General features: G+C 34.6%; 29 protein-coding genes. 23 read left to right on the top strand and 6 right to left on the bottom strand.

What is annotated here, in order from left to right; genetic code table 11:
* The first annotated feature begins 13 nt into the window (after positions 1 to 13).
* The 12 genes from DRF65_RS22565 to DRF65_RS22505 all read left to right on the top strand — a co-directional run bounded on the left by DRF65_RS22565 (position 14) and on the right by DRF65_RS22505 (position 8,437).
* A complete protein-coding gene (locus DRF65_RS22565; RefSeq protein WP_115972984.1) occupies positions 14 to 220 on the top strand; it encodes a hypothetical protein in 207 nt (68 codons plus the stop codon).
* Positions 221 to 285: 65 nt separating this feature from the next.
* Positions 286 to 1,389 carry a hypothetical protein gene (locus DRF65_RS22560; RefSeq protein ID WP_115972983.1) on the top strand — a complete coding sequence of 368 codons (1,104 nt, stop codon included), beginning with the start codon at positions 286 to 288 and terminating at the stop codon, positions 1,387 to 1,389.
* 424 nt (positions 1,390 to 1,813) lie between these two features.
* Positions 1,814 to 2,653, top strand: a complete 840-nt coding sequence (locus tag DRF65_RS22555) for a toprim domain-containing protein (protein ID WP_115972982.1) — start codon at positions 1,814 to 1,816, stop codon at positions 2,651 to 2,653.
* Positions 2,654 to 3,485: 832 nt separating this feature from the next.
* Entirely contained in the window at positions 3,486 to 3,884 is a 399-nt protein-coding gene (locus tag DRF65_RS22545) for a single-stranded DNA-binding protein (RefSeq protein WP_115972980.1), read from the top strand.
* A gap of 30 nt (positions 3,885 to 3,914) precedes the next feature.
* Positions 3,915 to 4,124, top strand: a complete 210-nt coding sequence (locus DRF65_RS22540) for a hypothetical protein (protein WP_115972979.1) — start codon at positions 3,915 to 3,917, stop codon at positions 4,122 to 4,124.
* Positions 4,125 to 4,126: 2 nt separating this feature from the next.
* Positions 4,127 to 4,324: a DNA-binding protein gene (locus tag DRF65_RS22535; RefSeq protein ID WP_115972978.1), complete on the top strand. Its 198-nt coding sequence runs from the start codon at positions 4,127 to 4,129 to the stop codon at positions 4,322 to 4,324.
* Between the two features lie 25 nt (positions 4,325 to 4,349).
* Positions 4,350 to 4,814: a hypothetical protein gene (locus tag DRF65_RS22530; protein ID WP_115972977.1), complete on the top strand. Its 465-nt coding sequence runs from the start codon at positions 4,350 to 4,352 to the stop codon at positions 4,812 to 4,814.
* An 11-nt stretch (positions 4,815 to 4,825) separates the two neighbouring features.
* Positions 4,826 to 5,416, top strand: coding sequence for a PRTRC system protein E (locus DRF65_RS22525; protein WP_115972976.1), 591 nt, complete (start codon positions 4,826 to 4,828; stop codon positions 5,414 to 5,416).
* Between the two features lie 12 nt (positions 5,417 to 5,428).
* On the top strand, positions 5,429 to 5,647 hold the full coding sequence (locus DRF65_RS22520) for a PRTRC system protein C (RefSeq protein WP_115972975.1): 219 nt from the start codon (positions 5,429 to 5,431) through the stop codon (positions 5,645 to 5,647).
* 75 nt (positions 5,648 to 5,722) lie between these two features.
* Entirely contained in the window at positions 5,723 to 6,892 is a 1,170-nt protein-coding gene (locus DRF65_RS22515) for a hypothetical protein (RefSeq protein WP_115972974.1), read from the top strand.
* A 28-nt stretch (positions 6,893 to 6,920) separates the two neighbouring features.
* Complete coding sequence (locus DRF65_RS22510; protein ID WP_115972973.1) at positions 6,921 to 7,634, top strand: PRTRC system protein B; 714 nt, start codon at positions 6,921 to 6,923, stop codon at positions 7,632 to 7,634.
* A complete protein-coding gene (locus DRF65_RS22505; RefSeq protein WP_115972972.1) occupies positions 7,631 to 8,437 on the top strand; it encodes a PRTRC system ThiF family protein in 807 nt (268 codons plus the stop codon). Before DRF65_RS22510 ends, DRF65_RS22505 begins: the two co-directional genes overlap by 4 nt.
* 207 nt (positions 8,438 to 8,644) lie before the next feature.
* On the opposite strand, the gene DRF65_RS22500 is transcribed toward DRF65_RS22505, so the two are convergent.
* Both DRF65_RS22500 and DRF65_RS22495 read right to left on the bottom strand, forming a co-directional pair.
* Complete coding sequence (locus DRF65_RS22500) at positions 8,645 to 9,166, bottom strand: transposase (RefSeq protein ID WP_228438891.1); 522 nt, start codon at positions 9,164 to 9,166, stop codon at positions 8,645 to 8,647.
* Positions 9,167 to 9,510: 344 nt separating this feature from the next.
* Complete coding sequence (locus DRF65_RS22495; RefSeq protein WP_185148483.1) at positions 9,511 to 10,407, bottom strand: phospholipase D-like domain-containing protein; 897 nt, start codon at positions 10,405 to 10,407, stop codon at positions 9,511 to 9,513.
* Between the two features lie 307 nt (positions 10,408 to 10,714).
* Between DRF65_RS22495 and DRF65_RS22490 the strand changes: the two genes are divergently transcribed.
* Entirely contained in the window at positions 10,715 to 11,755 is a 1,041-nt protein-coding gene (locus DRF65_RS22490) for a PDDEXK nuclease domain-containing protein (RefSeq protein WP_115972971.1), read from the top strand.
* 216 nt (positions 11,756 to 11,971) lie between these two features.
* Here the strand turns inward: DRF65_RS22490 and DRF65_RS22485 are convergent, their stop codons facing one another.
* The 4 genes from DRF65_RS22485 to DRF65_RS22470 form a co-directional block, all read right to left on the bottom strand.
* On the bottom strand, positions 11,972 to 12,193 hold the full coding sequence (locus tag DRF65_RS22485; RefSeq protein WP_123947416.1) for a hypothetical protein: 222 nt from the start codon (positions 12,191 to 12,193) through the stop codon (positions 11,972 to 11,974).
* 141 nt (positions 12,194 to 12,334) lie between these two features.
* The gene (locus DRF65_RS22480) at positions 12,335 to 12,631 is read right to left on the bottom strand and encodes a hypothetical protein (RefSeq protein WP_115972969.1); all 297 of its coding nucleotides are present in this window, start codon (positions 12,629 to 12,631) and stop codon (positions 12,335 to 12,337) included.
* Positions 12,632 to 12,771: 140 nt separating this feature from the next.
* Complete coding sequence (locus DRF65_RS22475; protein ID WP_115972968.1) at positions 12,772 to 13,461, bottom strand: hypothetical protein; 690 nt, start codon at positions 13,459 to 13,461, stop codon at positions 12,772 to 12,774.
* A 150-nt stretch (positions 13,462 to 13,611) separates the two neighbouring features.
* On the bottom strand, positions 13,612 to 13,974 hold the full coding sequence (locus DRF65_RS22470) for a hypothetical protein (protein ID WP_115972967.1): 363 nt from the start codon (positions 13,972 to 13,974) through the stop codon (positions 13,612 to 13,614).
* Between the two features lie 1,022 nt (positions 13,975 to 14,996).
* On the opposite strand from DRF65_RS22470, the gene DRF65_RS22460 reads away from it, so the two are divergent.
* The 10 genes from DRF65_RS22460 to DRF65_RS22415 all read left to right on the top strand — a co-directional run bounded on the left by DRF65_RS22460 (position 14,997) and on the right by DRF65_RS22415 (position 24,049).
* Complete coding sequence (locus DRF65_RS22460; protein WP_115972965.1) at positions 14,997 to 15,356, top strand: hypothetical protein; 360 nt, start codon at positions 14,997 to 14,999, stop codon at positions 15,354 to 15,356.
* A complete protein-coding gene (locus tag DRF65_RS22455; protein ID WP_115972964.1) occupies positions 15,353 to 16,843 on the top strand; it encodes a relaxase/mobilization nuclease domain-containing protein in 1,491 nt (496 codons plus the stop codon). Before DRF65_RS22460 ends, DRF65_RS22455 begins: the two co-directional genes overlap by 4 nt.
* 70 nt (positions 16,844 to 16,913) lie before the next feature.
* Positions 16,914 to 17,567, top strand: a complete 654-nt coding sequence (locus DRF65_RS22450; RefSeq protein ID WP_034870054.1) for a ParA family protein — start codon at positions 16,914 to 16,916, stop codon at positions 17,565 to 17,567.
* A 38-nt stretch (positions 17,568 to 17,605) separates the two neighbouring features.
* Positions 17,606 to 18,145: a hypothetical protein gene (locus DRF65_RS22445; RefSeq protein ID WP_115972963.1), complete on the top strand. Its 540-nt coding sequence runs from the start codon at positions 17,606 to 17,608 to the stop codon at positions 18,143 to 18,145.
* 113 nt (positions 18,146 to 18,258) lie between these two features.
* Complete coding sequence (locus tag DRF65_RS22440) at positions 18,259 to 18,579, top strand: DUF4134 domain-containing protein (protein WP_078771559.1); 321 nt, start codon at positions 18,259 to 18,261, stop codon at positions 18,577 to 18,579.
* 3 nt (positions 18,580 to 18,582) lie between these two features.
* Positions 18,583 to 18,912: a DUF4133 domain-containing protein gene (locus DRF65_RS22435; RefSeq protein ID WP_115972962.1), complete on the top strand. Its 330-nt coding sequence runs from the start codon at positions 18,583 to 18,585 to the stop codon at positions 18,910 to 18,912.
* 6 nt (positions 18,913 to 18,918) lie between these two features.
* The gene (locus DRF65_RS22430) at positions 18,919 to 22,005 is read left to right on the top strand and encodes a TraG family conjugative transposon ATPase (RefSeq protein ID WP_115972961.1); all 3,087 of its coding nucleotides are present in this window, start codon (positions 18,919 to 18,921) and stop codon (positions 22,003 to 22,005) included.
* A complete protein-coding gene (locus DRF65_RS22425) occupies positions 21,992 to 22,645 on the top strand; it encodes a hypothetical protein (RefSeq protein ID WP_034870120.1) in 654 nt (217 codons plus the stop codon). The genes DRF65_RS22430 and DRF65_RS22425 overlap by 14 nt, the downstream gene beginning before the upstream one ends.
* A 9-nt stretch (positions 22,646 to 22,654) precedes the next feature.
* The gene (locus DRF65_RS22420; RefSeq protein WP_115972960.1) at positions 22,655 to 23,377 is read left to right on the top strand and encodes a hypothetical protein; all 723 of its coding nucleotides are present in this window, start codon (positions 22,655 to 22,657) and stop codon (positions 23,375 to 23,377) included.
* Positions 23,378 to 23,383: 6 nt separating this feature from the next.
* Positions 23,384 to 24,049: a hypothetical protein gene (locus DRF65_RS22415; protein WP_115972959.1), complete on the top strand. Its 666-nt coding sequence runs from the start codon at positions 23,384 to 23,386 to the stop codon at positions 24,047 to 24,049.
* The last annotated feature ends 1 nt before the right edge of the window (position 24,050 follow it).

Genomic DNA, 24,050 nt, shown 5'->3' with positions numbered 1-24,050 from the left:
TAAAACTTTAAAAATGAAACTATCAGATATAAAGCCTGGACAGAAAGTAAGTCTCAATGGAATTCCTGCCGAGTACCAAGGAATTCAGAAAGTTAAAATCCCCAATTTCGGGAAAGTAGAAAAAAGAGTTTTCAGAACAGATGAAACGGGGGATTACCTGTATTATAATCTTAATGAGGGCTCAAAAACTCTAAAGACAGAGAAAATTAAATTGCTTTAAAGGTCTTTCAATCTGAACAAAGTTCTGTTAAAGATCAAAATTAGAGCACGCTAAAAATATAAAGTATGGCTATTCCGGAAAAAGATTTAAGACTTGTCAGAAAGATATTTGAGGATAAAGACGAGAGAATTCCCGAAAGAATACGCCTGGGAAATCATTTTGTGGACGATTTTATTTTTGAAGACCAAGACCAAGAAGCCGCTGATATTCCGATCAATGCGCTACGTGTTATTTTTAACATTATTTCGATTATCAGCAGTGAGCAGTTCCGGCCTGATGACCGTCCGAAACAGCTTTCCCTGTTTGATCAGGAATTTGAAACCGAAAATAACATTTTTGCATCAATTAAAATCAGGAACAATAAAATCTCTCCGAGTGGCTCAACCAAACAGGTTGTAGAAGCGTATGAGTTTCTTGCCCGGTTCAAAATGGGCTGGTATAAATCGGTAAATTTTAAAGGAAAAGAGATTAAAACATTTGGAGGGCTTATTTCCACACCAAGTTATGATGAGCGTGGATATACAAGCTTTCTTATCAGCAGCTACTGGCTGAAAAAGCTGATGATTATTCCCGAATATAACTATATCCTTTACAATCTGGTGTATAATATAAGAAACAACAAGCATATTATTTTTGCCATCTGGCTTTCAAAACTTCCTGAAGGCGGAACCATGATGAAACTTTCTTCACTGAACAAAAAGTTTGGGCTGAACTATAAAACCGCGAATGATTTTTGCTTCAAGTTTCTTAAAACTGCAAAAATAAATATCAACAGGTACAATAACCTTTCATTCAATTATCATTATAAAGGTGATTTTATTTTCATTCATCCTTTTTATACTAAAAAGATCACAGGTGTAGATATACCGGAACATACAGCAGGAAAATCGAAGATTACAAGGAGGCTCTATTATTTCAGCAAAAGATATGGGCTGGAGCAACGCGAAATGCTTCAGTTTTCCTATCAATATCAAACTATTCCGCAAACCCGCCAACTGATAGAAAAGGCTTTTAGTGAATTTATAAGGATTAACAGGCTGAAAGGGATAAAATCTACGAATTTTCAGGGAACGGCTTTTCTAAACAAAATACAGGAACTTATTATACAATTGTACAGGGAAACAAAAATGGGGGAAATACTGCCCAACGGTTATCCAGTTATTCTCTGATTTCGGAATTGCGCTCATGCGTATTTCGGATTTGTACTCATTTAGAATTCGGAATTGCACTCACTGAAGTTAAGAAAATGTTAAAATTTGAATTTTTATGGCGTTGATTTCGGAATTGCACTCATTTCGGAATTGTAAAGCTGGTGAAAATGGTAGATACAGTGAAAACAAGAGATGAAAACAAAATTCAATTCGGATTTGCACTCATGCGATAAAAGCCATTTTTTCGGAATTGTACTCATTCATATTTCGGATTTGTACTCATTTGGAATTCGGAATTACACTCATTTTGAAAACAATCTAAATGCTTTGTCACAAGCAGATACAACGAATGATTAAAAGTAAACTAAAAAGAAAATAAAAGTCTTTTTTTTATTAAAAAGGAAATTCCGGAATAAAAAAACTGCTTTTAAAAGAAAAAAAAATGAATTGCGAAAAAATCAAACAGAAAGTCGGAATCCGGACGGTTTTAGAATCCTTCAATCTTTTTCCCGTGAAAGAAAACGGAAAGACCGCTTTTTATTTTGCGCTGGACAGGGAGGAAAAAATTCCCAGTCTTTCTGTTGATTTTATAAAAAATATAGCATTCGACTTTGGAACGGGGAAGAGTTATGATGTTATTTCTATTGTTCAGCTGGTAAATAAATGTTCTGTTTCGGAAGCTTTGAAATATCTTGGAAAATTTGATTTTTCAATACAGTATCACAAACAGAAAGAAGAAATCGTAACACAGTCTCATTACAGGGGTTTTAAAGTAAAAAAGATTCAACATCCAGTTTTAATTCAATACCTGAAATCCAGGAAAGTTTATGAACAGAGAAAGCTGATTAAAGAGCTGCATTATGAATTAAAAGGGAGAAATTATTTTGGAATTGCCTTTGAAAATAATTCAGGTGGTTTTGAAATCCGCAATCCGTATTCAAAAATCTGTTTAGGGAAGAAAGATGTGACTTTGATTCAGGGAGAAGAGAATAATAAAGAAATCACTGTTTTTGAAGGTTTTATAGATTATCTGACCTTCAAAAATATAGAAAAAACTAAAAATTCTGATTATTTGATTCTCAATTCTACTGTAATGCTTTTCAAAGCAATAAAAGCACTTGGTGAATACGATAAAATTTACCTTTTTCTTGATAATGATTCTAATGGAAATATCACTAAAAACAAAATATTAATGAAATATAAACATGTAGAGGATTGTTCTCTAATTTATCGAGATTTTAAGGATCTTAATGAGTGGTTTTGCCAGGGATATATTGAGTAACTGGTTCTCTTAATGGTCATTTTTGTCAGTGAGTTTGTTTAGAATCACTATATTTGAAATGAAAACTTTTCCAACAATCATCATTTTTTGAGTCTCCTTTACGAGGAGGCTTTTTTGCTGATTGTGATGGTTATAAAGATGTTTTTTAGTGTCAAATAATTTATGTAACCTCATTTTATTGGCTGCCACAAGTGCTTTATTATTCAGATTTATATACCTGATTTTTTCAGCTTCTTCAACTAACAAAAATATAAAACCTTCAATAAAACCTGTTAATTTTTAGAATTCCGGTCTTGAATGTTGATGACGGTCTTAAGAAAATAAACTTCAAAATCACATCAACACAAGGAAAAATCCAATTATTCATTGTTGTTTTAGATCATTCTAGGGTTAAATATCACCTATTCAATTCATATATATAACTGTGGTTTTTCACTTTTTACTGTAGCAAATGTAGTACAGGTCATTCACTCAAAAAAATCTTTTTGGGTTTCTACAAAAATTCTCTCCGCTTCGCTCCAACAATTTTTCCAGACACTCCTGAATCCTTCGGACAAAAAGATTTCGGAGCCTCTATTTCAATGCTTTCCATTTCGGTTTTAAGTGCCTGATCCTGTACTATGGTCATTTAGCAAAGAAAAAGTCGGAACCTCAGTTATACGAATCAAACAGTCGCTCTTTAACATAAGAATAATCAAACAAAAAAAATAAATAATGCTTTTCCCATTGGAAAAGGTGAAAAGAAAGAAGCCGAGTGTCCTCGATACCGAATCAAATCACTCGAAATTTTACAACTGAAAAAAGTAATGATTAACAATTAAAACAAAATATTATGAACACAATTATCGGTAGAATTACCAGAAACGCAGAAATCAACACATTGAAAAACGACAGACAGGTCGTGAACTTTTCAGTAGCTATTAACGACAGCTACAAGACCAAGCAGGGGGAGCGCAGGGAGCTGACCACCTATTACAATTGTTCGTACTGGATAAGCCCGAATGTTGCCAAAATCCTTACCAAAGGGACGGTGGTAGAATTAACAGGCAGGGCAAGCTCAAGCGCATGGATAGGCAAAGATGGAGAAATCCGTTCAGGATTGAATTTTCATACTTCATACATTCAGGTTTATGGAGGTGGAAGAAATGTTGAAAGTGAACCGAAGCAAAATGCAACGCAAGAATCAAGTAACCCTTTTGCAGGGGATACGGATGATGATTTACCATTTTAATAATTAACCAAAGATTACCCTAAAAAACGTATGGAATCACAATATAATTTTCAGATGAAGTCCCGAAATGACCGAACAGAATGGGAGCAGGTAGCAATATACTTCAAAATCCATTGTGACAGGACGAAAGCGATACACTATGCAAGAAGCTTGTCATTAAAATTTAACAAGGAAATCCGATTGACACAGGGTGCAGACCCCATGAAAACAAGTGGAACATATATCTATGAAAAATCCTGAGTATGACAGCAAAATCAAAATCCGAAGCTAAAAAACTGGCGAAAGCATATAGCTATAATAAAGAGTACGCAGATGTCCCTGTATATGTTATTTATTGCAGTTGGACGGAAAAATATTATGTAGATACCAATGGCTTAATACGTCTCTGGGAAAAGCTTATCTGCTACTACGTGAACGGGGTTTATACCTCTGAGAAATAGAATTTATAACATAAAAAAACAAAAAATGAAACGATCTGATATACTAACGGAATATTTACTTGTAAAAGCAAAAACCAACAGTGAATGGGATGCTTGCGATTTCGCCATTATCAATATTACCGAGCATTGGAAACAAACCCAAAAGAAACGTCTTGAAGTTATAAAAATCATTGAAAATGATGAAGATATAAAGTCGCTAAACTATTTCGATACCCATGTGGAATTCTTTAGATTTTCGAAAGTATATTATCCTTTGGTGGAAGAGTGGCTCTCTGAGAGGAGCAGGATTTTCATTGAATTGAAGAAAGAAGATTTAAAAGAACTGAAACAACCTAAAAATAGCCTGTGTCATTACCAGATACAGATATCTAAAGATGGAAATGCCATTTATAAAGCCTATGGAAAGCATACGGAAGAAGAATTCAGGACAGTGGAGTTTTCATTATGGGAACTAATAGACTTCAATACTCATTTAGTAATTAATCCATAACCCAACAAATTATGCAAACCAATTTTTTCAGACAACTTACAAAGTTAAACCTTGTCGGAGATTTACAATTGATACTCCGGCAGGCAGATGAAAACAGCTTAGTCCTTTCCGTACTGCTTAACAACGAACAGTGTGGGGATAAAGCGAAAAACCTAATTCTGCCGTTGAATCTAAGCGGAACAGCAGAGGAATTAGACAACGGATTTTTTGAGAATATTTCAGCGCCATTGCAGAGAGCTTCTGGATTAATGGTTAATATGGAAAGCTTTATGAAACAGCTTGAAGAAGCTAAAAAAGAGTCCGCAATGGAAAAGGAAAAATCCGATAAGGACAAAAAAGAAACCAAAGAGGAAAAGTACAAAGATGCCTTTCAAAAAGCAGAAGAACTCGAAAAAGAAGGCAACTACAAAGGTGCATGGTCAGCACTTCCAAAGGCTTCGGAATATCCTGATTATGCAGACATTATCCGCAAAAAACAGGATGAATATGAAAGACATTTTGCCCCAAGCCTGTTTAATACTGAAAGTATAGAAAATATCGAACAAAAGCAGGAACAAGAGCATGAAGAGGAACAAGAACAGGAACAAAATTTTCAACCTTAAAAATCAACAATTATGTTACTTGCAACCCAATTAGAAAGAGTTTTTATCCTGAAAGATAATGGACAGGAAATCCAATTAACAGACCCCGAACCCAAATGGAGTGTTGAAGCCGTCATGAATTTTTATGCCAATACTTATCCCATCCTAACAACTGCAAAAGTATCCGCACCACAAATCAGGAATGACATGGTAGAATACCGTTTTGAAAGTGTAATGGGAACGAAAGGCTGATAAAATTTTGTGGTTGAGTTTTCAGTAATCTTCTTTACATCCAACCACTATTTACCCAATATCAATCACTAAATTATGATGAATGCAACGAAAAATCATATCGGGAAAAATACAGCTTCTCGAACAGCAAAAACAAAAGCAACTGCACAGGCAGTTGGGAGAGTTCGTCCATTGGATGCAAAGACCAAAGGATGCAGGAGAAATACAGAAAGACAAAATGAAAGCAGTACCAATAGCCATGCTACCCATGCTTTTTTAAATTGTTCGTTCCTGCCCAAACTAAAAGACACACCATCCGTACAGGCTTGGGAGGAAACAGACCAAATGGAAAGGGATTTTTACCAGTCCCTTTCCCAATTGGCTGAACATTACGGAATCATACCTGCACATTCAAAACACTTAGGTTTTCCTTACAATATTGCTTTTGCTTTAGAGGATCTCAAAAAGCAGTTAAAAATTAAAGTTAAGAATTGGGAGAGAATCCGCTTGGTACAGGATAACAAGAAAACGTACTTGTTAAGTGAAGAAGGATATAATACAGGAGCAACATTATATTACATTCCAATCGTTCCACTGTACCGATTATCTAAAAATCCCAATTATAAACAGGCTACACAGCTCGTACAGTCCGTTTGCTCATACCTGTATCACATTGCAGATGTCCCTTATTACAGACAGCAGGACAGCTACCTGTGCTGGATGTATGAAATGATATCGGACTGGCTCATTAATGATGAAACCGAAGATACCCCTGAATATTTACGTGAAATAAAACAAAGTGAATGGATTGGTGACTATATGGAACAAAAAATATACAATCCACAGAATTTAACCTTATTTAAAGAGAGGATCAACCGTTTTGAAAATAGAGATTCATTTGAAACCGATTGTCTCCTTTTAGCCTGTGATACCCTTGCTCTTTACGAAATGTTTCCTGATGCTACTATTTACCGAAATATTCAGAGGAAGGAAAGAAATACAAATAATGACGACTACGACGAGGATTATCATGAAAGAACCATCACAATGGAAAAATATGTTTCATTCTGTGCAGATGATAAAGGAATATTATTTCAGACTTTATTTGATTCTGTTAATGCTGAATTTCAGGAATGTACGGAAATAGAAGAACCATCCACACAAAAAAGATTTGACGGAACAAATGTCAGCAATGATAACCTTGATTTTGAAAACTGCATTTTTCCCCTGATAGAAAGATTAATTGATATTCTGAACAGCATTTAAAGTATAATACCATTTAAAATATAACATCATGAAAGATATAACCCATCATTTCGGAACATTATACCATCCCGTTTCAGCATTGGTCATTTATCAGGCTAACGAAGATGATAACCAACACACCTATGTGGAGCATTTCGATATGGATAAAAACGGAAATCCCATTAATGCTCACCCTCTGAGTGAAAGGGAAGCCAAAATATTGGCAAAATCCCTTAATACGGAAAAAGAAAAAAGCAAAGCATTTTTAAAACCTGAAAGTATTCTGCCAACCCATATTCTATATATCAATCCGACTGAAAAAGGCTCTGTAATATGGTACACCAAAGCAAGAAAAACAAAACTTTTCTTCACGGAATCACTTGGAATCCCCAATGGTACAGCAAATGTTCCGGCTATGCTGTGGGTGGCTTCAAAGCAAAATCTTACCGTATTTGCCCTCACTTCCGACAAAAGACCAACAGAGAAAAGAGTTTTATATCATGCTCCCTTTTTTAATGTGTATGAAAACGGAAGTGTCTGTATGGGAACAGTCAGTGTGGATATTAAAAACTCGGCTTCGGTTGAAGAATTTATAAAGGCTTGGGAAAACTATTTTTTTAACAGCAGGTTCAGCCATTTAAACCATAATCCTACCAATAGCAACTGTGTAAACCTTTGGAAAGAACTCGTTAATACAGACAAAACTTTTCCAAAAGAAATATTAAAAAAAACCAATAAAACCCTTAAAAATTTACTGCCATGAATAACAACAAAATAAAAGTGCATTTTACAGATAATTACCTGATTAATCCTACAAACCCTGTCACCATCAACCTAATCGGTGCAGGGGGAACAGGCTCAAAAGTACTGACAGTATTAATGGAAATGAATTACAGTCTTATACAATTGAGGCATTCAGGGCTACAAGTGCGGTTGTGGGATGATGATCTTATTACCGATGCTAATTTAGGGAGACAGCGTTTTGCAGAATCGGAAGTTGGGTTATACAAGTCCGTTGCCTTAATCAACCGTGCTAACCGTTGGGTGGGAACAAACTGGAAAGCAGAAACACAAAAATTTAAAAAGAGTGAATCAGAAAATTTTTCTGAAAATATTCTTTCAAATATTTATATATCCTGTGTTGACAGTGTGAGTGCAAGATTTGAAATATCGGATATATTAAAAAGTCTGAATAATGGTCGCTATTATGCTGACCGTCCCTTGTATTCCTTAGATTTTGGAAACAGCAAAAATACAGGTCAAACAATATTGTCAACCATTGGAACAATTAAACAGCCCAATTCCGAGAAATATGAAACGGTGGATCATTTACCTTTTATCACCGATGAGTTTGGAGATTTGTTAAAACAATCGGAAACCAATGATGATACGCCAAGCTGTTCACTCGCAGAAGCACTGGAAAAGCAGGATTTGTTTATCAACTCAACATTGGCACAAATGGGAAGCTCCTTGCTGTGGAGCTTGTTCAGAAACGGATTAACCGAGAATAGAGGATTTTTCCTTAACCTTAAAAACTTTCATTCCCAACCCATAAAAATTGCATGATTTCTGCCGTCTGAGAAAAATCGGGCGGCAAAAATGCAATTCCTCCCTGCGGTCGGAAACGCATTTTTGCTGAAAGTGGAGCAACCCCATTGAAAAACATTCCGAAGCTTTTGCATTGTGTTTTTAAAAAAGGTTGCGGTCTTTTTTATTTAATACCTTGAATTTTATTATTCAAAGTATTATTAATTCCATAAGACTTTTAAATCCCTAAATTCTAAATTCTAAATTCGATTTCGTTTTTTCAAAAGAATTTCTTTCGGGTTGTGAAGTGGTTTTAAACCTGAAAATTTTAATAAATAAAGGTTCGCCCTGTATGTCTTTAAATGAGAAAGTAAGTTTAACAGGTACATTCAATGCTAACTGAGGATATGGCTTGCTGGATTTGAAAAAATCAATTTTATATTCATTTCCTTCAATATCTACTACGAAAATATCCTCAATCGTCATTTTTTTGTTCTCATCTTTTGCTTCAACAAGAAACGTAATGGCAATGCTTTTTTCGGCTTTACTTCCAACAATTTTTGTTATTTTGAATGAAGAATTTTCTTTTTCCGTTTCAAGAATTGGCTTGTTAATATCAAGTACTTTTTTAAGGTATTCATTTTCTGAAGCCAAAGTTTTATTCATCGATTGTAAGGTTTCATTTTCCTTTTTGAGAGCTTCGCAATTGGCTTGACTGTATGCTAATGAATAGATTGATATTACGGATAGAATTAGTATTTTTCTCATTTTATTTTTGTTGAAATTTCTCTTTTAGATATTGGTAAGCAGTTCAAATATAAAAAAATGATAATGAATTTTATACTCTTTGATTTTTTTTCAAGAAAATAATTCTAAATAGCAATCTTTTTTTAAAATTTTCTGATGGACAGAATGTTTTTTGGTTTGTAAAAAATATAAAATCTGATACTTCTGAAAAAAAATCTTTCTAAAATTTATATATTCAATCAGTCGGCAAAAATACACTTCCTCCTGTTGGTCGGAAACGCATTTTTGCGGAAATCGGTGCAACCCTATTGAAAAACAATGCAGTGCTGTTGCCTTGTGTTTTTAAGAAAGGTTGCGGTTTTATTTTATTTTTTCTTTAATTCTTTGAAGCACTTAAGACAGGCAGGTCTATTAAAACTTGTATTATTTTCTTCCCCGCACGAAATACAAAATTTTTCCTTATAAAAAGGATCCTCATATACTGACCAAGTCTTATAACATTCCCAGCATAAGGGTTTTTCCAAGTCTACTTTTATAGTGGTTCTGCATCTGATGCAATACCCTTTATTGCTGATTATTTTACTTTGTTTATTGACATTTTCAACATGATATTCCTCTCTTGACCTCCTTTGATCTTTTAGAGCAAGATTTACATACTTTTCATTTGTAAAATCTGACAATCTTCTTTTAGATACCTGCCCGAATTTTATTAATTCCTCGATGTAATTTAATTCTACCTCTGAACCCACATAGTTTTTGGCAAATATTGATTTCTTTTCATATTTAGGTCTTTTAACAAAAATGGTGTAACCTTCCTCTTCAACAATATTAAAACATGTGCTGACAGCAGATTCAAAAAATGAATTCTGGTTGAGAGATATTAGTTTTTTTTCGGAATAAACACCAAATTCAATATTATTTATAAAAGAATAATCTATTAAATTCATAGAGGTAACCACAGACTTATTTTCATTTCCATAATATTTTGCATGCAGCTTAGGAATATAAACTATAGTAATATTGGGGAATTGTGTAAAATAATCAAAATCTTCTTTCCCAAAACTCTTGTTTACATTATTTTCATTTTTCCCAAAACCTATGATGATATGAACATTGGAATTATTTAAATGAGTTTTGAAGACCTCATTTTTAAAATAGGGGTCTAACTGAATAAACGGGGACAGAATTAAGAGATATTTTTCGGAGTTATAAATGGTATCATATATTTTTTCGTTTAATTCTTTTCCTGTTAAAAAATTCATTTTAATATTTAATGTTTAATGTTTTGTGATTTTAAGATTTAAATACAGATATAAAACATTTTAGTGGGATACAAATGTAAATATCAAATGGTAAATAAAGTTAAAACTTTAATCTTAAATTGCCATATAAATTTTGATAATTATAGAGAAAAATTATCTGTGATATGAAAAATAAATATAATCAATAGCAATGATTTTGTGGATTTTTCTGCTCATCGGGCACTTTTTAAGCTATTTTATTGCTTTGTCATAATTTATGGCAGAGCCTTTTTGCTATCTTTGTAACTCTACAAAAATGTGTTTTTATATGAGTGATGAAATTATCCACCATAAAGATTACCAGGATTGGACAACGTTTATAGCAAATAAAATAAAGCTTACTCAAACTCAGGCAGCTTTCAAGGTTAATGCAGAATTATTGACCCTGTATTGGGAAATCGGAAATTCCATCATTGAAAAACAAAAACAAAACGGTTGGGGGAGTAAAATTATTGACCTTCTGGCATTGGATTTGGCTAAAAATTTCTCTGAAAGTAAAGGATTCTCTGTTAGAAATCTCAAATATATGAGGGCTTTTGCAGAAGCATATCCGGAGTTTCCAATAGTGCAAGTTCCGCTTGCACAATCGGGTGGTGAATTTGTGCAAGTGCCACTTGCACAAATTACGTGGTATCATCATATCAGCTTGTTAACCAAAGTAAAAGATACAGCGGAAAGAGCTTTTTATATCATAGAAACTGTCAAAAATGAGTGGAGCCGAAATGTGATGTTGTTGCAGATTCAGAGTAATTTATATGGAAGAATAGGGAAGGCAATCCATAATTTTGAACAAACTTTACCGGAATATCAGTCCGATTTAGCCAAAAGTATTTTTAAAGATCCCTATCATTTTGATTTCTTAATGCTTTCTGAAAAAGTAAAAGAACTTGAAATAGAAAAGCTTCTGACCCATAAAATTACTGACTTTTTATTAGAGTTGGGAAAAGGTTTTGCCTTTGTAGGCAGACAGTATCCGGTTGAAGTTGATGATACGGACTACAAAATTGATTTGCTTTTTTATCATACAGTGTTACATGCGTATGTCGTTATTGAACTCAAGGCAGGAGAGTTTTTACCCGAATATATCTCGAAGCTTAATTTCTATATCAGCGCCATAGATGATAAGCTTAAAACCCCAACCGATGAGCCTACGATCGGATTATTACTTTGTGCATCAAAAAGTAATGTAAAAGTAGAATATGCCATGCGGGGCATGGATAAACCGTTAGGAGTTGCCACCTATCAATTGGAACAACTGGTAAAAGATAATATTGAGCAGCTTGACAAAAACGGTAACGAAGAACAATAAAAATCAAAGACTTCTCATAGCTTTTACACATCGTTTTGTGAGATTAATTTTTATCAAAATCCAAAGTCCCATCCCCAGTTAATCGATCTATTCACTCCCCAGGTTCCTATTTTTACTCCTTTTTCATACTCAAAAATAAAAATCAGAAGTAAGATTATTACTGCCATTATTACGAAAATATAAAGCTTATTTTTTTTCATCTTTTTTGAGGTTACCTTATTTTTGGTAATCTAATAGTAAACTTACACACAATTCTTTCGATTCCGTATTTTCTCTATGCCAAATCACATCAGTGACAACCAAATAATCTTCCGGTTCTTTAAGCTCTTCATGGGGAAGGAAATCAGCCGTAAATAATTTTTCTCCGATTCTTGGAAGAAATGGGTAATTCCAATTTACAGGTTTTCTAAAATAATCAATACATAGAAGTACAATCATAGATTTAATTTGTATTGGTTTTGGGATTTTATTGTATCTCTTATAACCGTCCAAAAGGTTTGAAGTTTAGGCTGGTTTCGGACTACAATGTTTCAAATTTTTACACCAGCCCATCGACGTAAACCTAGTACCAGGCATTCGCTATTTTATTATCGAGGCTATTTCATCGAACTTTTCAAGCAACAGTAGTTTATAAAGTTCTTTAACTTCTTTCCAATCTATAGCATGGTACTTAGTTTCTTGTCCTCCGAAAATTACAGAAAGTGACAGGTCTTTATTTACCTCAATTACATTTTCATTATCGGTTATAACTGAAACCCAAAAGGCTCCATGCTCATCATCCATTAGCTGAATGTCTGATATAGCTTTTACTATATCCGCTTCATCAATATTGTCTTTTTGAAATCCGCTTGCGTATTGTACATAGTTTTCTGTCATTGCATTAACATTTTTGATCCAAAAATCAGTTATATAGTGTATTTGTCGATTTACAAAAATAGCTTCACCATGAAGATCTAATAAGGCTAAATTAAGTTTTAATATGCTTTACCATAATTGCTGAATAAATCTCTCACTATTTAATATCTATCTCCAGTCGCTGTCTTCTTATTTTTTAGGTCGGTAATTTTCCATAAATCATAATTCAGTTTATACATGATCTTAAATGTTTCACAAAATTTTTTAACACTTTGACTAAAATCTTCATTAAAAGGTGCTATAATTTTAAATTCTCCTACACTTCCTGGTTGATAGCTTGAATGCGTTTCAGTAAAATCAAATATATATTTACGCATAATTCTATAAATCATGCTCTTGTTTGTTTTGAAAAGTTCTGGAAATTCATTTCTTCTCTCATTTCTTATAAATTCATATTCTTCATATTCAAAATCCTTAAAATCAGAGAGTGCTAATAACAACTTCCAGTATTTGTCATCCATGTAACGTAAGTTTTCACTATAATGTAAATTCATTGATAGATATAATCCCTTATCGTCAATCCCTAATTTATAACCACAATTTGTTTTGATTGACGTAATGATTAATTCGGGACCATAAAGAAACTCATAGAATTTATCATAATCCCATTCGTCTTTAAAGTTCCCATAAGATAAACATTCTTCAAAAATTTGGGCAAGAGCATTAACACAATCCAGTGTTTTTGAATAATGCGCCTTTGTATTCGCAATCCTTTGTTCAGAGTGATATGATTCCAAATAGTTGTTGATTGGTTCGATCAATGAATCAAAACTCTTCTTTTGCTTCTTCATTTGCTGTAATCTCTATGATTTTATCGTTTTTTGAGACTTATTCTCCATTTAATTCTTTTATTCATAAAACTGATAGTAAAACATTTGCCTTTCGAAGTCTTTTAAAACAATGTTCAAAAATATCATCAAAAATGCGAAGAACATAAACAGTTATACATGGAAGTGTCCTTCATTCCCGGCAATCATAAGAATTTCTTGCGTATGAACCGCGAGTAGTTGTATAAAGCGATTTTCAGCGGTCTCAACCAGACTACCGTTTTCAAGATAGCCGAATTTATGCTCACCCTCCCTGCCAAATACGTACACGTACTGTTTTGCTGTATCAAAATAATCATTCGAAAGGCGTGGCTCAGTGCTAACAGCTATGTTAAAGATAAATCCTTTTGCCTCTTTGGTATCCATATTAGAGATCTGAATATCATCAGGTGCAGAGACAATCAATACTTTGATCTTATATTCATTGCCCGCTACAATATCTGTGTAATCAAATGATTTGTTTGTAAATTCAGCCATACTATTTTTATTTAAATCTAAAATACGACTAATTTCCAAAATATCTCTCTTGCAGGGATTAATTACTTACTTAGGGTAAAATATACTTATTGATGAAGTGAACCTGCGTAAAAATTACCCATGTTTTCTTTTAACCTGCGTAAATTTTACCACCTTATTGTAGCGCCTGTGCAAAAATAGTATCAGGTTCATGTCTGATCTTAAATAATTACAGGCAAAAATTGGAACCTGCGTAAAAAATACCCATGTTTTCTTTTCACCTGCGTAATTTTTATCCAGCTTATTATAAGACCTGAATAAAAAAGTATCATGTACATTCTGATCTTGAATATTAATTGTCAAAGCTGCAACCTGCGTAAAAATTACCCATGTTTTATTCTAACCTGCGTAAATTTTACCCATCCTATTACAGAACCTGTGTAAAAATGTATCAGGTTATCTTCCTACCCTGAGTAAAATGGATACAGGTTAGTGTATTCTCCGCACTTCGATATTTGCAATGTTTTTTCTTTCAACAGCAAAAACCATATAAATAAAATCAATATTCTGGTTATTAGTGTTTTATGGTTTAGAGAGAAAGCTTTTCAGAACTCTGAAAAAAGTGGGCGACTTAATAGAGCAAGATGTGTCTTTGTATATACAAACTTTTCAAGTTGTATGATCCAAAGACGATCTTGCCTTTTTTGCAAAAAGGGGAAAAAACTTCGGAACTCGTTTTTTTTATTTGGGGAAAATCAGGTACAATCTTCCAGAATAGCCCAGTACATTCTTTTTTAATCTCCAGATCTTCCAGATAAGTCCAGCGTGTTCTTTTTTAGCCCACACCCCATGAATACTATTGCTTTCAGTGTTTTTATACCCCAATTTTGCAAAAGAAATTTTAATCAAAACAAAATGAAAACACTGATTTATTTTTCTGTCATTTTTTTGAGGGACAATATTACCCCTTACTTACCAAGAAGTGAAGAGCTATTTTTTTTGATAAAACCTCGACTATTTATTTACCATAGGAAAAACTGAAAATGGAAAAAAATGGAAAAGAAGACCTAATTATCATAAGAATCCAAAAATCCAGAAAAGAAAACTGGAAAAGGATCTGCTCAGAAAAGCAGATTTCCCTGACTAGCCTGATTATCCATTCAGTAGAGAACAGAATTCTGAATGATGAAAGACGAAAGGTAATGGCTTTCATTGAAAAACAGGATAATATTTTTATCAAGATAGAAACCAATATTAACCAGATTGCAAGAATCGTAAATGGACAAAAGTTTATTTCTGAAGAGGCATTAAAAAATTTCCTTGATAAGCTTTCTGAAATTGAAAAATTGAAGAGAGAGCAGAATATGATCTTTTCCAAAATCTATTCAATGCTTGCAAGATGATTGTGAAGATCATGGAACCTGCGGGATCAGGTTTTCCCGGAGTGCAGTATAATGACAAAAAAGTAGAGAAAGGGTCGGGAGAACTGATGCTGATGAAAAATTTTCCTTCTTCCATTAACGAAAACAGTAGCCAGCATGATGTTCGGGACTATTTGAAATCTGTTTCAAATAATGAAAGGGTAAAGAAGCCTCAATTTCATGCTGCTATTTCTACGAAGTTTCAAGAGCACACCAAAGAAGAACTTACAAAAATTGCGGAAAACTTTATGGATGAGCTGGGATATGGGCAGCAGCCCTATATAGTAGTTTTCCATAATGATATGGAAAATAATCACATACACATTGTTTCAACCCGTGTAGACAAGCAGACTGGTAAGAAAATTAATGACAGCTATGAAAAGCTTAAAGCCCAGAAAGCATTAAGCCTGACAATGGAAAAGCTGTATGGAGTAAACACGCAGGAGCAAATAGAAAAATTACTGGGTTACCGGTATAGTTCTCTTAAGCAACTGGAACTGCTTTTGGAAAGAAGTGGATTTAAGCTTATTCAAAATAAGAATGATGAGAATGCTCTGGATATTTTGAAGAACGGAGTTCGGGAAAAAACAATTAATGCTACCGAACTAAACTTTAGTAATCATAGAAATGATTCCAGAGCGAAGCAGTTTAAGGCGATTTTCTCAAAATACAAAGAACTGTACTCGTGCAAAGTGTTTAAGATTGAAGACCATAGAGCACAAGAGGCTATGTTACCGGAGGAAAAGCTAAAAACAAAAATGCTCCCTAAAATTGAATTTGAGAGTGAGCTTCAGAAAAAATTGAGAGATGTCTTTGGGGTTGATATTGTATTCCATATTTCTAATAAAGAAAAATCAGCTGTCGATCTTAAACCTTTCGGATATAGTTTGATTGACCATAAAACAGGATCGGTGTATAAAGGAAGCGATATTTTGAAAATGAATGAGTTGTTTGAATTTACCGCTGAAACTATTGATAAAAAGCTTTTTGAAGGGCTAAAAGATTACAATATAGCCGATGAAGTTTCCAAACAAATCCTGATAGAATATTTAAAACGTCAGAATCCTAATGGTATACCAAAAGATTTTGTGCTTTTTGAAACTAAGAAAAGGAAGAATAGAGAAGTATTTGGCTCTATCAGGAGGGATGTAAAGCAATATGTTAAAACACAGAGTCCAAAAGATGTTCATATTATAAAATCGAAGGACGATAAATATTACGCTATTCACTCAAAACTACATTATGTAGGAGAGTTGGAACAGTTGATAGGGGAGAGTGACTATCAAAAGTTTCTGAATCCAAATCTAAACCAGCAGCAGGTTTCAGTAAGCCAAAATGAACAGCTTACAAAAGAGCTGAGTAAAAGTATTAATGATTTGATTTTTCAATTCAGTAAATCTTCAGGAGGATCTGGAAAAGATCCTGCGGAGGAGGAGCTTAAGAAAAGGCGTAAAAAGAAAAATCGATAAGCCGGCCGAAGTTCGGCTTCCAGTTAACATAAAGGCTAAATACCTACAATTACCAAGTAGCAACCATACTATGATTATCACGTTCGCCACCCAAAAGGGCGGAGCGGGGAAAACCACGCTTGCCTTAGCATTTGCCAATTATCTGTCTGTAGTATCTGAAAGAAAGATTAATGTGTTTGACTTTGATTATCAGAAGTCTTTCTTTAATAAATGGAAAGAAGATGAATATTCTGTTTTGCCTAAGCTGTATGATGTGGAAGTTATAGGAGATGAGGATGAAGAACAGCCTTTTGCAGATTTAGAAAAAATTATTGACTTAAAGGAGAGTAAAGAAATCTACCTGTTTGATTTGGCGGGTACACTCGATCAAAAATACAGTGATCTACTCATTTACAGCGATTTTATCATCATTCCCTTTGAATATTCTGATGTATCTGTAAAATCTACTCTGGTATTCAAAAACCTGCTGGGACTTCTTGAAAGTGAGGCAGAGCGGATCTTTATCCGTTCCAAATATGACAAAGGCTATAAATATCTCAACCAAAAGGAAATGGATATAGAAATCTCAAAATATGGAACCCTGATTGAAAGCCCCGTATATAAGAGAAACTGTCTACAGACCATTGATACCCGAAAGCTTACTTATGAACAAAAAAATGCTATAAAAAGACCATTCAATGAAATCATAGACCAAATTAATGAAGCACTGCAAATTACCCTTTAAGGCTAGTCACTTAGTAAAAACAAAATCAAAAATAAGAAATGATAAAGTATTCACTAATTCTATTAGGACTTTATTTCCTGTACTATGCCGGAAATATCCTGTATGATCTGTTTTTAAGGAAAGAGAAAATCATACATGTAGATTTAACTGAGGAATTTTCACTTGGTGATTTTTCCAAAACTCGTGACCAGGTTCCGACTTCCATTGGAATTGAAGATGTTGAAAACATCCGAACTCCCCAATCCTTTTTGAAAAGGGAACTTAACCTTCCAACACAATCCTCCAGTGAGCAGCAACCGGATTTGGAAGACTTAAGGAAAAGATTTGAAGCTGAACAGGATATTGATGATATGCCTTTACCAGCAAAAAACAACAGCGTTCCGACAGTAGAAGAAAAGAATCAGCCAGATCACACCAACCAATCTCAGCCTGTATCTAATATATCAGATCAGGATTCTAAGAGCGAAAAAAAGGAGAAAACTAAATCCCACTGGAAAGAGCTCCTGAATTTATCGGAGACAACTGTTCAAATGGTCGCTAACTACGATGGACAGAAAGTCTACCACTCTATAATTTAAGCAAAAAACACTTCAAAAATTACCCTGTATGATCCTTAACCAATAAGGATAGCATACCTCTTATGCCCAATTCTAAGCATAAAATCTAACTCTGATAATAAAATTTAATCATTATGAATCACAAATTTAAATGCCATCAAGTGGTAAAAAAGTTATTGACAGCCTGTGTAATTCTTCTCGCTATCACTCCTGTATTTGCTCAGGGAGGAGCAACGGCTATTTCAAATGCAGCCAGTGATATTAAGGATTATTGGGACCCCATTAAACTGATTTTGAAAGCCGTGGGCGGATTAGTCGGCTTTATTGGAGGTCTTAGAGTATATAACAAATGGACCAATGGAGACCAGGATGTGAACAAAGAAATCCTTGGTTATGGTGGAGCGATGATCTTTCTGATTGTAGTTCCGGAATTTGTAACCTCATTCTTTGCATAAGTCATGGGATTCTACCTATACAAGGGGCTGAAAAAGCCTCTTGTATTCTTCGGGCTCAAAGGCAAATATATTTTTTATGCCGTGGGTGTTATCGGAGGCGGAGTCATTGCAGCGCTCATATTATCCAAATTTGGACTATTAGGCTCTTTACTGGGGCTTTTAGCGACCGGAGGAGGTGTTTATCTGATCTTCAGAAGACAGGACAAATACGGACTGTACGATAAGACTAAAAACAATAATCAAATTTTCATTTTTCCCAAAAGGATAAACAATAAAAAGCTTTTCCAGAAAAGTGGAAGCAAAAGGCCATACAATCAATCAAAAAATAAATAATTCCGTATGAAAACAAAAAAACAAGCATTTACTATTCCTTTCATCGGCTATGACTATGGGGAAAATTATGATTGGGGTTTTGATGTTCTTTTCGGGCAGTATGGAAATCCTATTATAGGAATCAGGCTTAGAAATATGGTGGAACAGTACTCGGCAGATCCGGATCATTATCTCCATTTCCATACGGTTTTGAATCAGGTAGTATCCATTATCGGAGAAGGAAGGATTGTTCAAAAGCTTGATATTTTCGCCAAAAAAAGATACACGGCTGAGAAATCCAATCAGTTTTTGCAACAGAAATACTCCGAGCATTTTGACGGGAGACTTTTCAAAACCATTGAAACGGTGTTACTGTTCACGGATATTATTAATGACAAAATAAAGAAAAACGGCCGGTCAGCGACCGGTGGCAATATAACAGAAAAGAGCTATAAAGAACTCCGGGACAAATGTCAAAAGGTCTATATGCTTTTAAAGCAAAATAACTGTGAACCTGAGTTCTTATTTGAAAAAGACTTTGAATATTACCTGTCCGGAGTTTTAACCATGCAGCTTACAGATACTCCGACTTATGATAATATCAAAAGTACTCAGGAGTATTTGCAAATAGGAAGCAGGTTTGTTAAGAATATTTCTTATGTCGATGTAGAAAAGATTGATTTACCCTCTGAAATAGAACCATATTCCCTATTAGGAGGTAATGGAGCTGCCGGAGAAACGGCAGTAGATAATTTCACTTTTATAGGAGAGCTGGAAGATTACGAAACGATAATCTACAACCAGGTCATTACCATTCCACATCAGGCACAGCAGCAAAGGGAACTTGACAAAAAGAAGAAAAAGCACGAAGGTGCTGCTAACAATTCTCCTTCCAATGCCATTATTGCGGAGGAGATTCAGAGCCTGCTTCATAATATCGCTATAGATGGACAGTTAGTTGTCAATGCCCATTTTTCCATTTTGTTTTCTGCTCCTACACTGGAAAAAATGGAAAATATCCAATCCATGATTGAGAATAAGTTATTCACCAAAGGAATTATTGTTTCGAAGAATGCCTATAATCAGCTTGAGCTTTTCAGGGCCGCCCTTCCGGGCAATGCTACAGAGCTTAGGGAATATGATCTGTTTATGACGACAAGCGAAGCTGCGCTTTGTTTTTTTTTTAAAGAAAGCTACCCTTTGAGTGAAGAAAGCAGCTTCTACCTAAGATTTACAGACAGACAGGGAGTCCCTATAAAAGTTGATCCTGCGGATTTACCGATTAAGATCGGAAGAATCAATAACCGGAACAAGTTTGTGCTGGGACCCAGCGGATCAGGCAAGAGCTTTTTGATGAATAATATCGTTGAGCAGTATCTCACCTATAATTATGATGTTGTGATCGTAGATACAGGAGATTCCTACTCGGGAACATGTATGTACAAAGGTGGGCGATATATTCAGTACACAGAAGAAAAGCCAATTACGATGAATCCTTTTCTGATGGATAAGAAAGAATTCAATATTGAAAAAATAGAGTTTTTGACCAATCTGATCTTTCTAATCTGGCAGGGACCGGATGCTATGATGACCTCTGCGCAGAAATCCATATTGGATAATGTACTGATGTCCTATTATCATACTTATTTCAACTCGGGAACAGAGTGGTATAAGCATAAAAGCTCTGAAGAACTAATGCTCTACTTAAGTAAATATAATATTCATGAAGAAGATATTCTTGCAGACTATGAGGAAGAAATGGCGGAGAGACATAGTTATTATGATGTACTGGGAATAGCTTTCGATGCCGATTCTGATGAAGTTAAAGAAGCCTTTAGAAAATTGGCGATTGAATATCATCCGGATAAAAACATGAATAATCCTGATTATGACAGTGAAAAATTCTATAAAGTCTATGAGGCTTATGAAACTTTGAGCAGTGAAGAAAAGCGCAGAGCCTATAATGAAACCCTACTGATGATTATTCAGGCTAATGAAATTATAAAACAGCCCAAAGATCTGAAGGAGTGGAATGAATCTTTTAAAAAGGCTCTCATTAAAAAGATTAAGGAACTGGAAGAAAGGCTTAATACAAGAGAGCTTTCTTTCAATGGATTTTATGAGTATTGCGACAAATTTTTGCCTCTTTACCTTGGTAATAAAAAGCACAGAATAACGGAAAGAGAATTTAATTTAAGGACCTTCCTGTTTGTTCTAAGGGATTTTTACAAAGGCGGAAGATATGAAACCACACTCAATGAAAGTGCTGACAATACGCTATTTGATGAGCCTTTTATTGTTTTCGAAATTGATAATGTGAAAGATAATCCCAAGCTTTTCCCCATTGTAACGCTTATCATTATGGATACTTTCATCCAGAAAATGAGACTCAGAAAAGATCGTCGTAAAGCCCTTATAATCGAAGAAGCATGGAAGGCGATTGCATCAAAATTAATGGGTGGATATATTTTATATCTCTATAAGACTGTAAGGAAATTCTGGGGTGAAGCGGTGGTGGTAACCCAGGAACTGGATGATATTATCGGAAATGCTGTTGTAAAAGACAGTATTATCAATAATTCCGATACGTTTATCCTTCTGGATCAGACCAAATTCAAGGACAATTTTGATCGTATAGCGGCTTTATTATCCTTAAATAAAGTAGAGCAGAATAAGATTTTCACGATCAACAACTTAAATAATAAGCAGGGACGAAGCCGTTTCAAGGAATTTTATCTGAAACGAGGTTCTAAAGGAGAAGTATACGGTAACGAAGTATCTCTCGAGCAGTATTTAACCTACACTACGGAAAAGCCTGAAAAATCGGCTGTTGAATATTATGTACAAAAGCATGGGAACTATGATGAGGCCCTGGAAATTTTTGTAGAACAGGTAAAGAACTTCGGGGATGATATGGGAAGTATGGTCTCTTTAGTAAATCTGTATAAAAGACCTTTAGATCAGAAAGTTCTTAAGTTCTATCATGAGCTTAAGAACAGGAAGGAGAATACCGGTAAAAATATCTTCAAAATTATCTCTCAGGAATTAGAAGATTATAACATCAGTTTTTCGGAATTAGTTAACAGAGAAGTCTATGAATATGAAAAAGTTTAGCTTATTTTTTTTAGGATTCGGAAGCTTACTATATGCCCAAAATACCTATATAGATCCTACGGTAACAGCAGCGATGATCCTGTATTCAGAAAACCTGAAAGCCAAACAGAATGAAGTCATAGATGAAACTTCCAAGCTGAAAGATGCACAAATGTGGGTAGGAACCCAGATGGTGGCAGCTAATGATATTCAAAACAGAATACTCAAAGGTTTAAAAGAAGTTTCCGGAACCTTACAAAATGGACTTCAGGTAAAAGAAATTTATTCAGAACTAAATAAGTGTTATAAATATTCTTCTGATGTGGTTCAACTGGCTTCTGCACATCCACAGTACGCCATTTTTGGAACTAAAGCGTCTCAAAAAACGTATGAGCAAAGTTTGAAAATCGTAACAGATGTATCGGATATTCTTTCTTCGGGAGAGCTCAACCTTGCTACGGCAGGTGATCGCTATAAAATTCTGCACAATATTTCGGGAAATGTAAAAAGTCTAAAGCTGTGGCTTCTGGCCATAAAGCTGAGACTTGAAAAGGCTAATAGACTGGGCTTTTGGAACTCTATTAATCCTTTTGCCGGATACATCAATACGGATAAGGCTATTGTTGAAGACATTATGAACCGATACAAACGCAATTTTTAATTTTTTTGTATGAACTCGAAAAATAAGTTTCACCGACTTTATGGGCTCAAAAAAAAGATTTTTCTACGCCTCTTTATTCCGGTAGTTTATGTGGTATTAACTTCTTCAGGAGGGGGTTCTACCCCTGCCTGGCAGAAAGAAAATGTTTCCTTTCCGATGATGAATATAGAAATTAATGCCACGATGAAAGAGCATGACAGACAAAAGGAAATGCGAAAGAATCAGGCTCTGAATGCTGGTATTGAGACCACCAACAGAAGCGAATGGAATAGCTTTAAGGATAAGGTTACTAAAATACAGGACAGGCTAAGGGTTGTTTCATTTGCTCTGCAGGCCATTCCAACCGGAGTAGCGATGAGCAGGGAGGTTAAGAAAATTACTCAAAATCAGGCTTCCATTATTGATGAATTGAGTACAGCACCTTATTCGATTATAACGGTTTTGCCTTCCGGAGTGCAGTATGTGGATGATCTGCAAATGGTAACCCGCCTAATTACAGGAATTATTCTCTCTTACGGAGCGATCAATCAAATGGAAAAATCGGAGCGTAAAATTTTATTGGACTATGCTTTAGGAGAGGTGAAAACCCTTAGCAGGAATTCTACCCACATGCTTTTAAAAATACGTGACATTAAAGCCAAAGTCCTAAGGAATAAGAGAGCCTTCCAATATTATGTCAACAGGGATAGGCAGGTTGTGGAAAATATCATGAAGAATATCAAATCCTTTTAATAAGAAATGAAAAAAATAGCAACCTTCGGAATTATAGTATTTTCTGCGGTTTATGTAAAAAGCCAGCAGATAGTGATTAATGACAAGCTGTTATCCCAGATTACCGTCAATCACGGTGTTCGTTTAGGAAGTGAGCAGGTGTTTTTAGATTCTTATGAAAAGCAAAATGAGCTCTATAATGAGATTAAAAATAAGACCGCACAAGTGATCGCCATTCAAGAGTATATCTATCAGCAGCTGAAAAATGTTAATTCGGCTCTTACCCAGAGTAAAAAGCTCATCTATCTCTATCAGTATGTGGGAAAAATCGTAAGCAATTCTAACAAAATGCTGGATTTATCGATACAACACCCTGAATATGCGGTTTTAGTTTCAAAATATTATAGCGCAATAGGAGAGCAGGTGCTAAAGCTTCAGCAGGAAGTATCGGCGGATATATTAAATGAAAACAAAGACTTTTTGATGGATGCTATGGATCGGGAAATGCTTTTGGAAAAGGTATTTACAAGGGCTAGAAACATCAATGGTAATATTCTCTATATCATTTTACGCTTAGAGAATGCCAAGAAGATTCCTTATCTCTATCAGGTCCCTGTCCTTAGAAATTACATTAATGTCGACAGAGCGATTGTAGGAGATATTATTCAAAAATATAAATACATATTTAATTAAA

This window comes from Chryseobacterium pennae, from assembly GCF_003385515.1.
Lineage (GTDB): Bacteria > Bacteroidota > Bacteroidia > Flavobacteriales > Weeksellaceae > Chryseobacterium > Chryseobacterium pennae.
Note: the sequence above shows the minus strand (reverse complement) of the source record. Positions and strands in the feature narration are given on the sequence as shown.

Bases quoted from the DNA above. Each gene is read 5' to 3' on its own strand.
- DRF65_RS22565 (WP_115972984.1), top strand. From the start codon at position 14: ATGAAACTATCAGATATAAAGCCTGGACAGAAAGTAAGTCTCAATGGA.
- DRF65_RS22560 (WP_115972983.1), top strand. From the start codon at position 286: ATGGCTATTCCGGAAAAAGATTTAAGACTTGTCAGAAAGATATTTGAG.
- DRF65_RS22555 (WP_115972982.1), top strand. From the start codon at position 1,814: ATGAATTGCGAAAAAATCAAACAGAAAGTCGGAATCCGGACGGTTTTA.
- DRF65_RS22545 (WP_115972980.1), top strand. From the start codon at position 3,486: ATGAACACAATTATCGGTAGAATTACCAGAAACGCAGAAATCAACACA.
- DRF65_RS22540 (WP_115972979.1), top strand. From the start codon at position 3,915: ATGGAATCACAATATAATTTTCAGATGAAGTCCCGAAATGACCGAACA.
- DRF65_RS22535 (WP_115972978.1), top strand. From the start codon at position 4,127: ATGACAGCAAAATCAAAATCCGAAGCTAAAAAACTGGCGAAAGCATAT.
- DRF65_RS22530 (WP_115972977.1), top strand. From the start codon at position 4,350: ATGAAACGATCTGATATACTAACGGAATATTTACTTGTAAAAGCAAAA.
- DRF65_RS22525 (WP_115972976.1), top strand. From the start codon at position 4,826: ATGCAAACCAATTTTTTCAGACAACTTACAAAGTTAAACCTTGTCGGA.
- DRF65_RS22520 (WP_115972975.1), top strand. From the start codon at position 5,429: ATGTTACTTGCAACCCAATTAGAAAGAGTTTTTATCCTGAAAGATAAT.
- DRF65_RS22515 (WP_115972974.1), top strand. From the start codon at position 5,723: ATGATGAATGCAACGAAAAATCATATCGGGAAAAATACAGCTTCTCGA.
- DRF65_RS22510 (WP_115972973.1), top strand. From the start codon at position 6,921: ATGAAAGATATAACCCATCATTTCGGAACATTATACCATCCCGTTTCA.
- DRF65_RS22505 (WP_115972972.1), top strand. From the start codon at position 7,631: ATGAATAACAACAAAATAAAAGTGCATTTTACAGATAATTACCTGATT.
- DRF65_RS22500 (WP_228438891.1), bottom strand. From the start codon at position 9,166: ATGAGAAAAATACTAATTCTATCCGTAATATCAATCTATTCATTAGCA.
- DRF65_RS22495 (WP_185148483.1), bottom strand. From the start codon at position 10,407: ATGAATTTTTTAACAGGAAAAGAATTAAACGAAAAAATATATGATACC.
- DRF65_RS22490 (WP_115972971.1), top strand. From the start codon at position 10,715: ATGAGTGATGAAATTATCCACCATAAAGATTACCAGGATTGGACAACG.
- DRF65_RS22485 (WP_123947416.1), bottom strand. From the start codon at position 12,193: ATGATTGTACTTCTATGTATTGATTATTTTAGAAAACCTGTAAATTGG.
- DRF65_RS22480 (WP_115972969.1), bottom strand. From the start codon at position 12,631: ATGACAGAAAACTATGTACAATACGCAAGCGGATTTCAAAAAGACAAT.
- DRF65_RS22475 (WP_115972968.1), bottom strand. From the start codon at position 13,461: ATGAAGAAGCAAAAGAAGAGTTTTGATTCATTGATCGAACCAATCAAC.
- DRF65_RS22470 (WP_115972967.1), bottom strand. From the start codon at position 13,974: ATGGCTGAATTTACAAACAAATCATTTGATTACACAGATATTGTAGCG.
- DRF65_RS22460 (WP_115972965.1), top strand. From the start codon at position 14,997: ATGGAAAAAAATGGAAAAGAAGACCTAATTATCATAAGAATCCAAAAA.
- DRF65_RS22455 (WP_115972964.1), top strand. From the start codon at position 15,353: ATGATTGTGAAGATCATGGAACCTGCGGGATCAGGTTTTCCCGGAGTG.
- DRF65_RS22450 (WP_034870054.1), top strand. From the start codon at position 16,914: ATGATTATCACGTTCGCCACCCAAAAGGGCGGAGCGGGGAAAACCACG.
- DRF65_RS22445 (WP_115972963.1), top strand. From the start codon at position 17,606: ATGATAAAGTATTCACTAATTCTATTAGGACTTTATTTCCTGTACTAT.
- DRF65_RS22440 (WP_078771559.1), top strand. From the start codon at position 18,259: ATGAATCACAAATTTAAATGCCATCAAGTGGTAAAAAAGTTATTGACA.
- DRF65_RS22435 (WP_115972962.1), top strand. From the start codon at position 18,583: ATGGGATTCTACCTATACAAGGGGCTGAAAAAGCCTCTTGTATTCTTC.
- DRF65_RS22430 (WP_115972961.1), top strand. From the start codon at position 18,919: ATGAAAACAAAAAAACAAGCATTTACTATTCCTTTCATCGGCTATGAC.
- DRF65_RS22425 (WP_034870120.1), top strand. From the start codon at position 21,992: ATGAAAAAGTTTAGCTTATTTTTTTTAGGATTCGGAAGCTTACTATAT.
- DRF65_RS22420 (WP_115972960.1), top strand. From the start codon at position 22,655: ATGAACTCGAAAAATAAGTTTCACCGACTTTATGGGCTCAAAAAAAAG.
- DRF65_RS22415 (WP_115972959.1), top strand. From the start codon at position 23,384: ATGAAAAAAATAGCAACCTTCGGAATTATAGTATTTTCTGCGGTTTAT.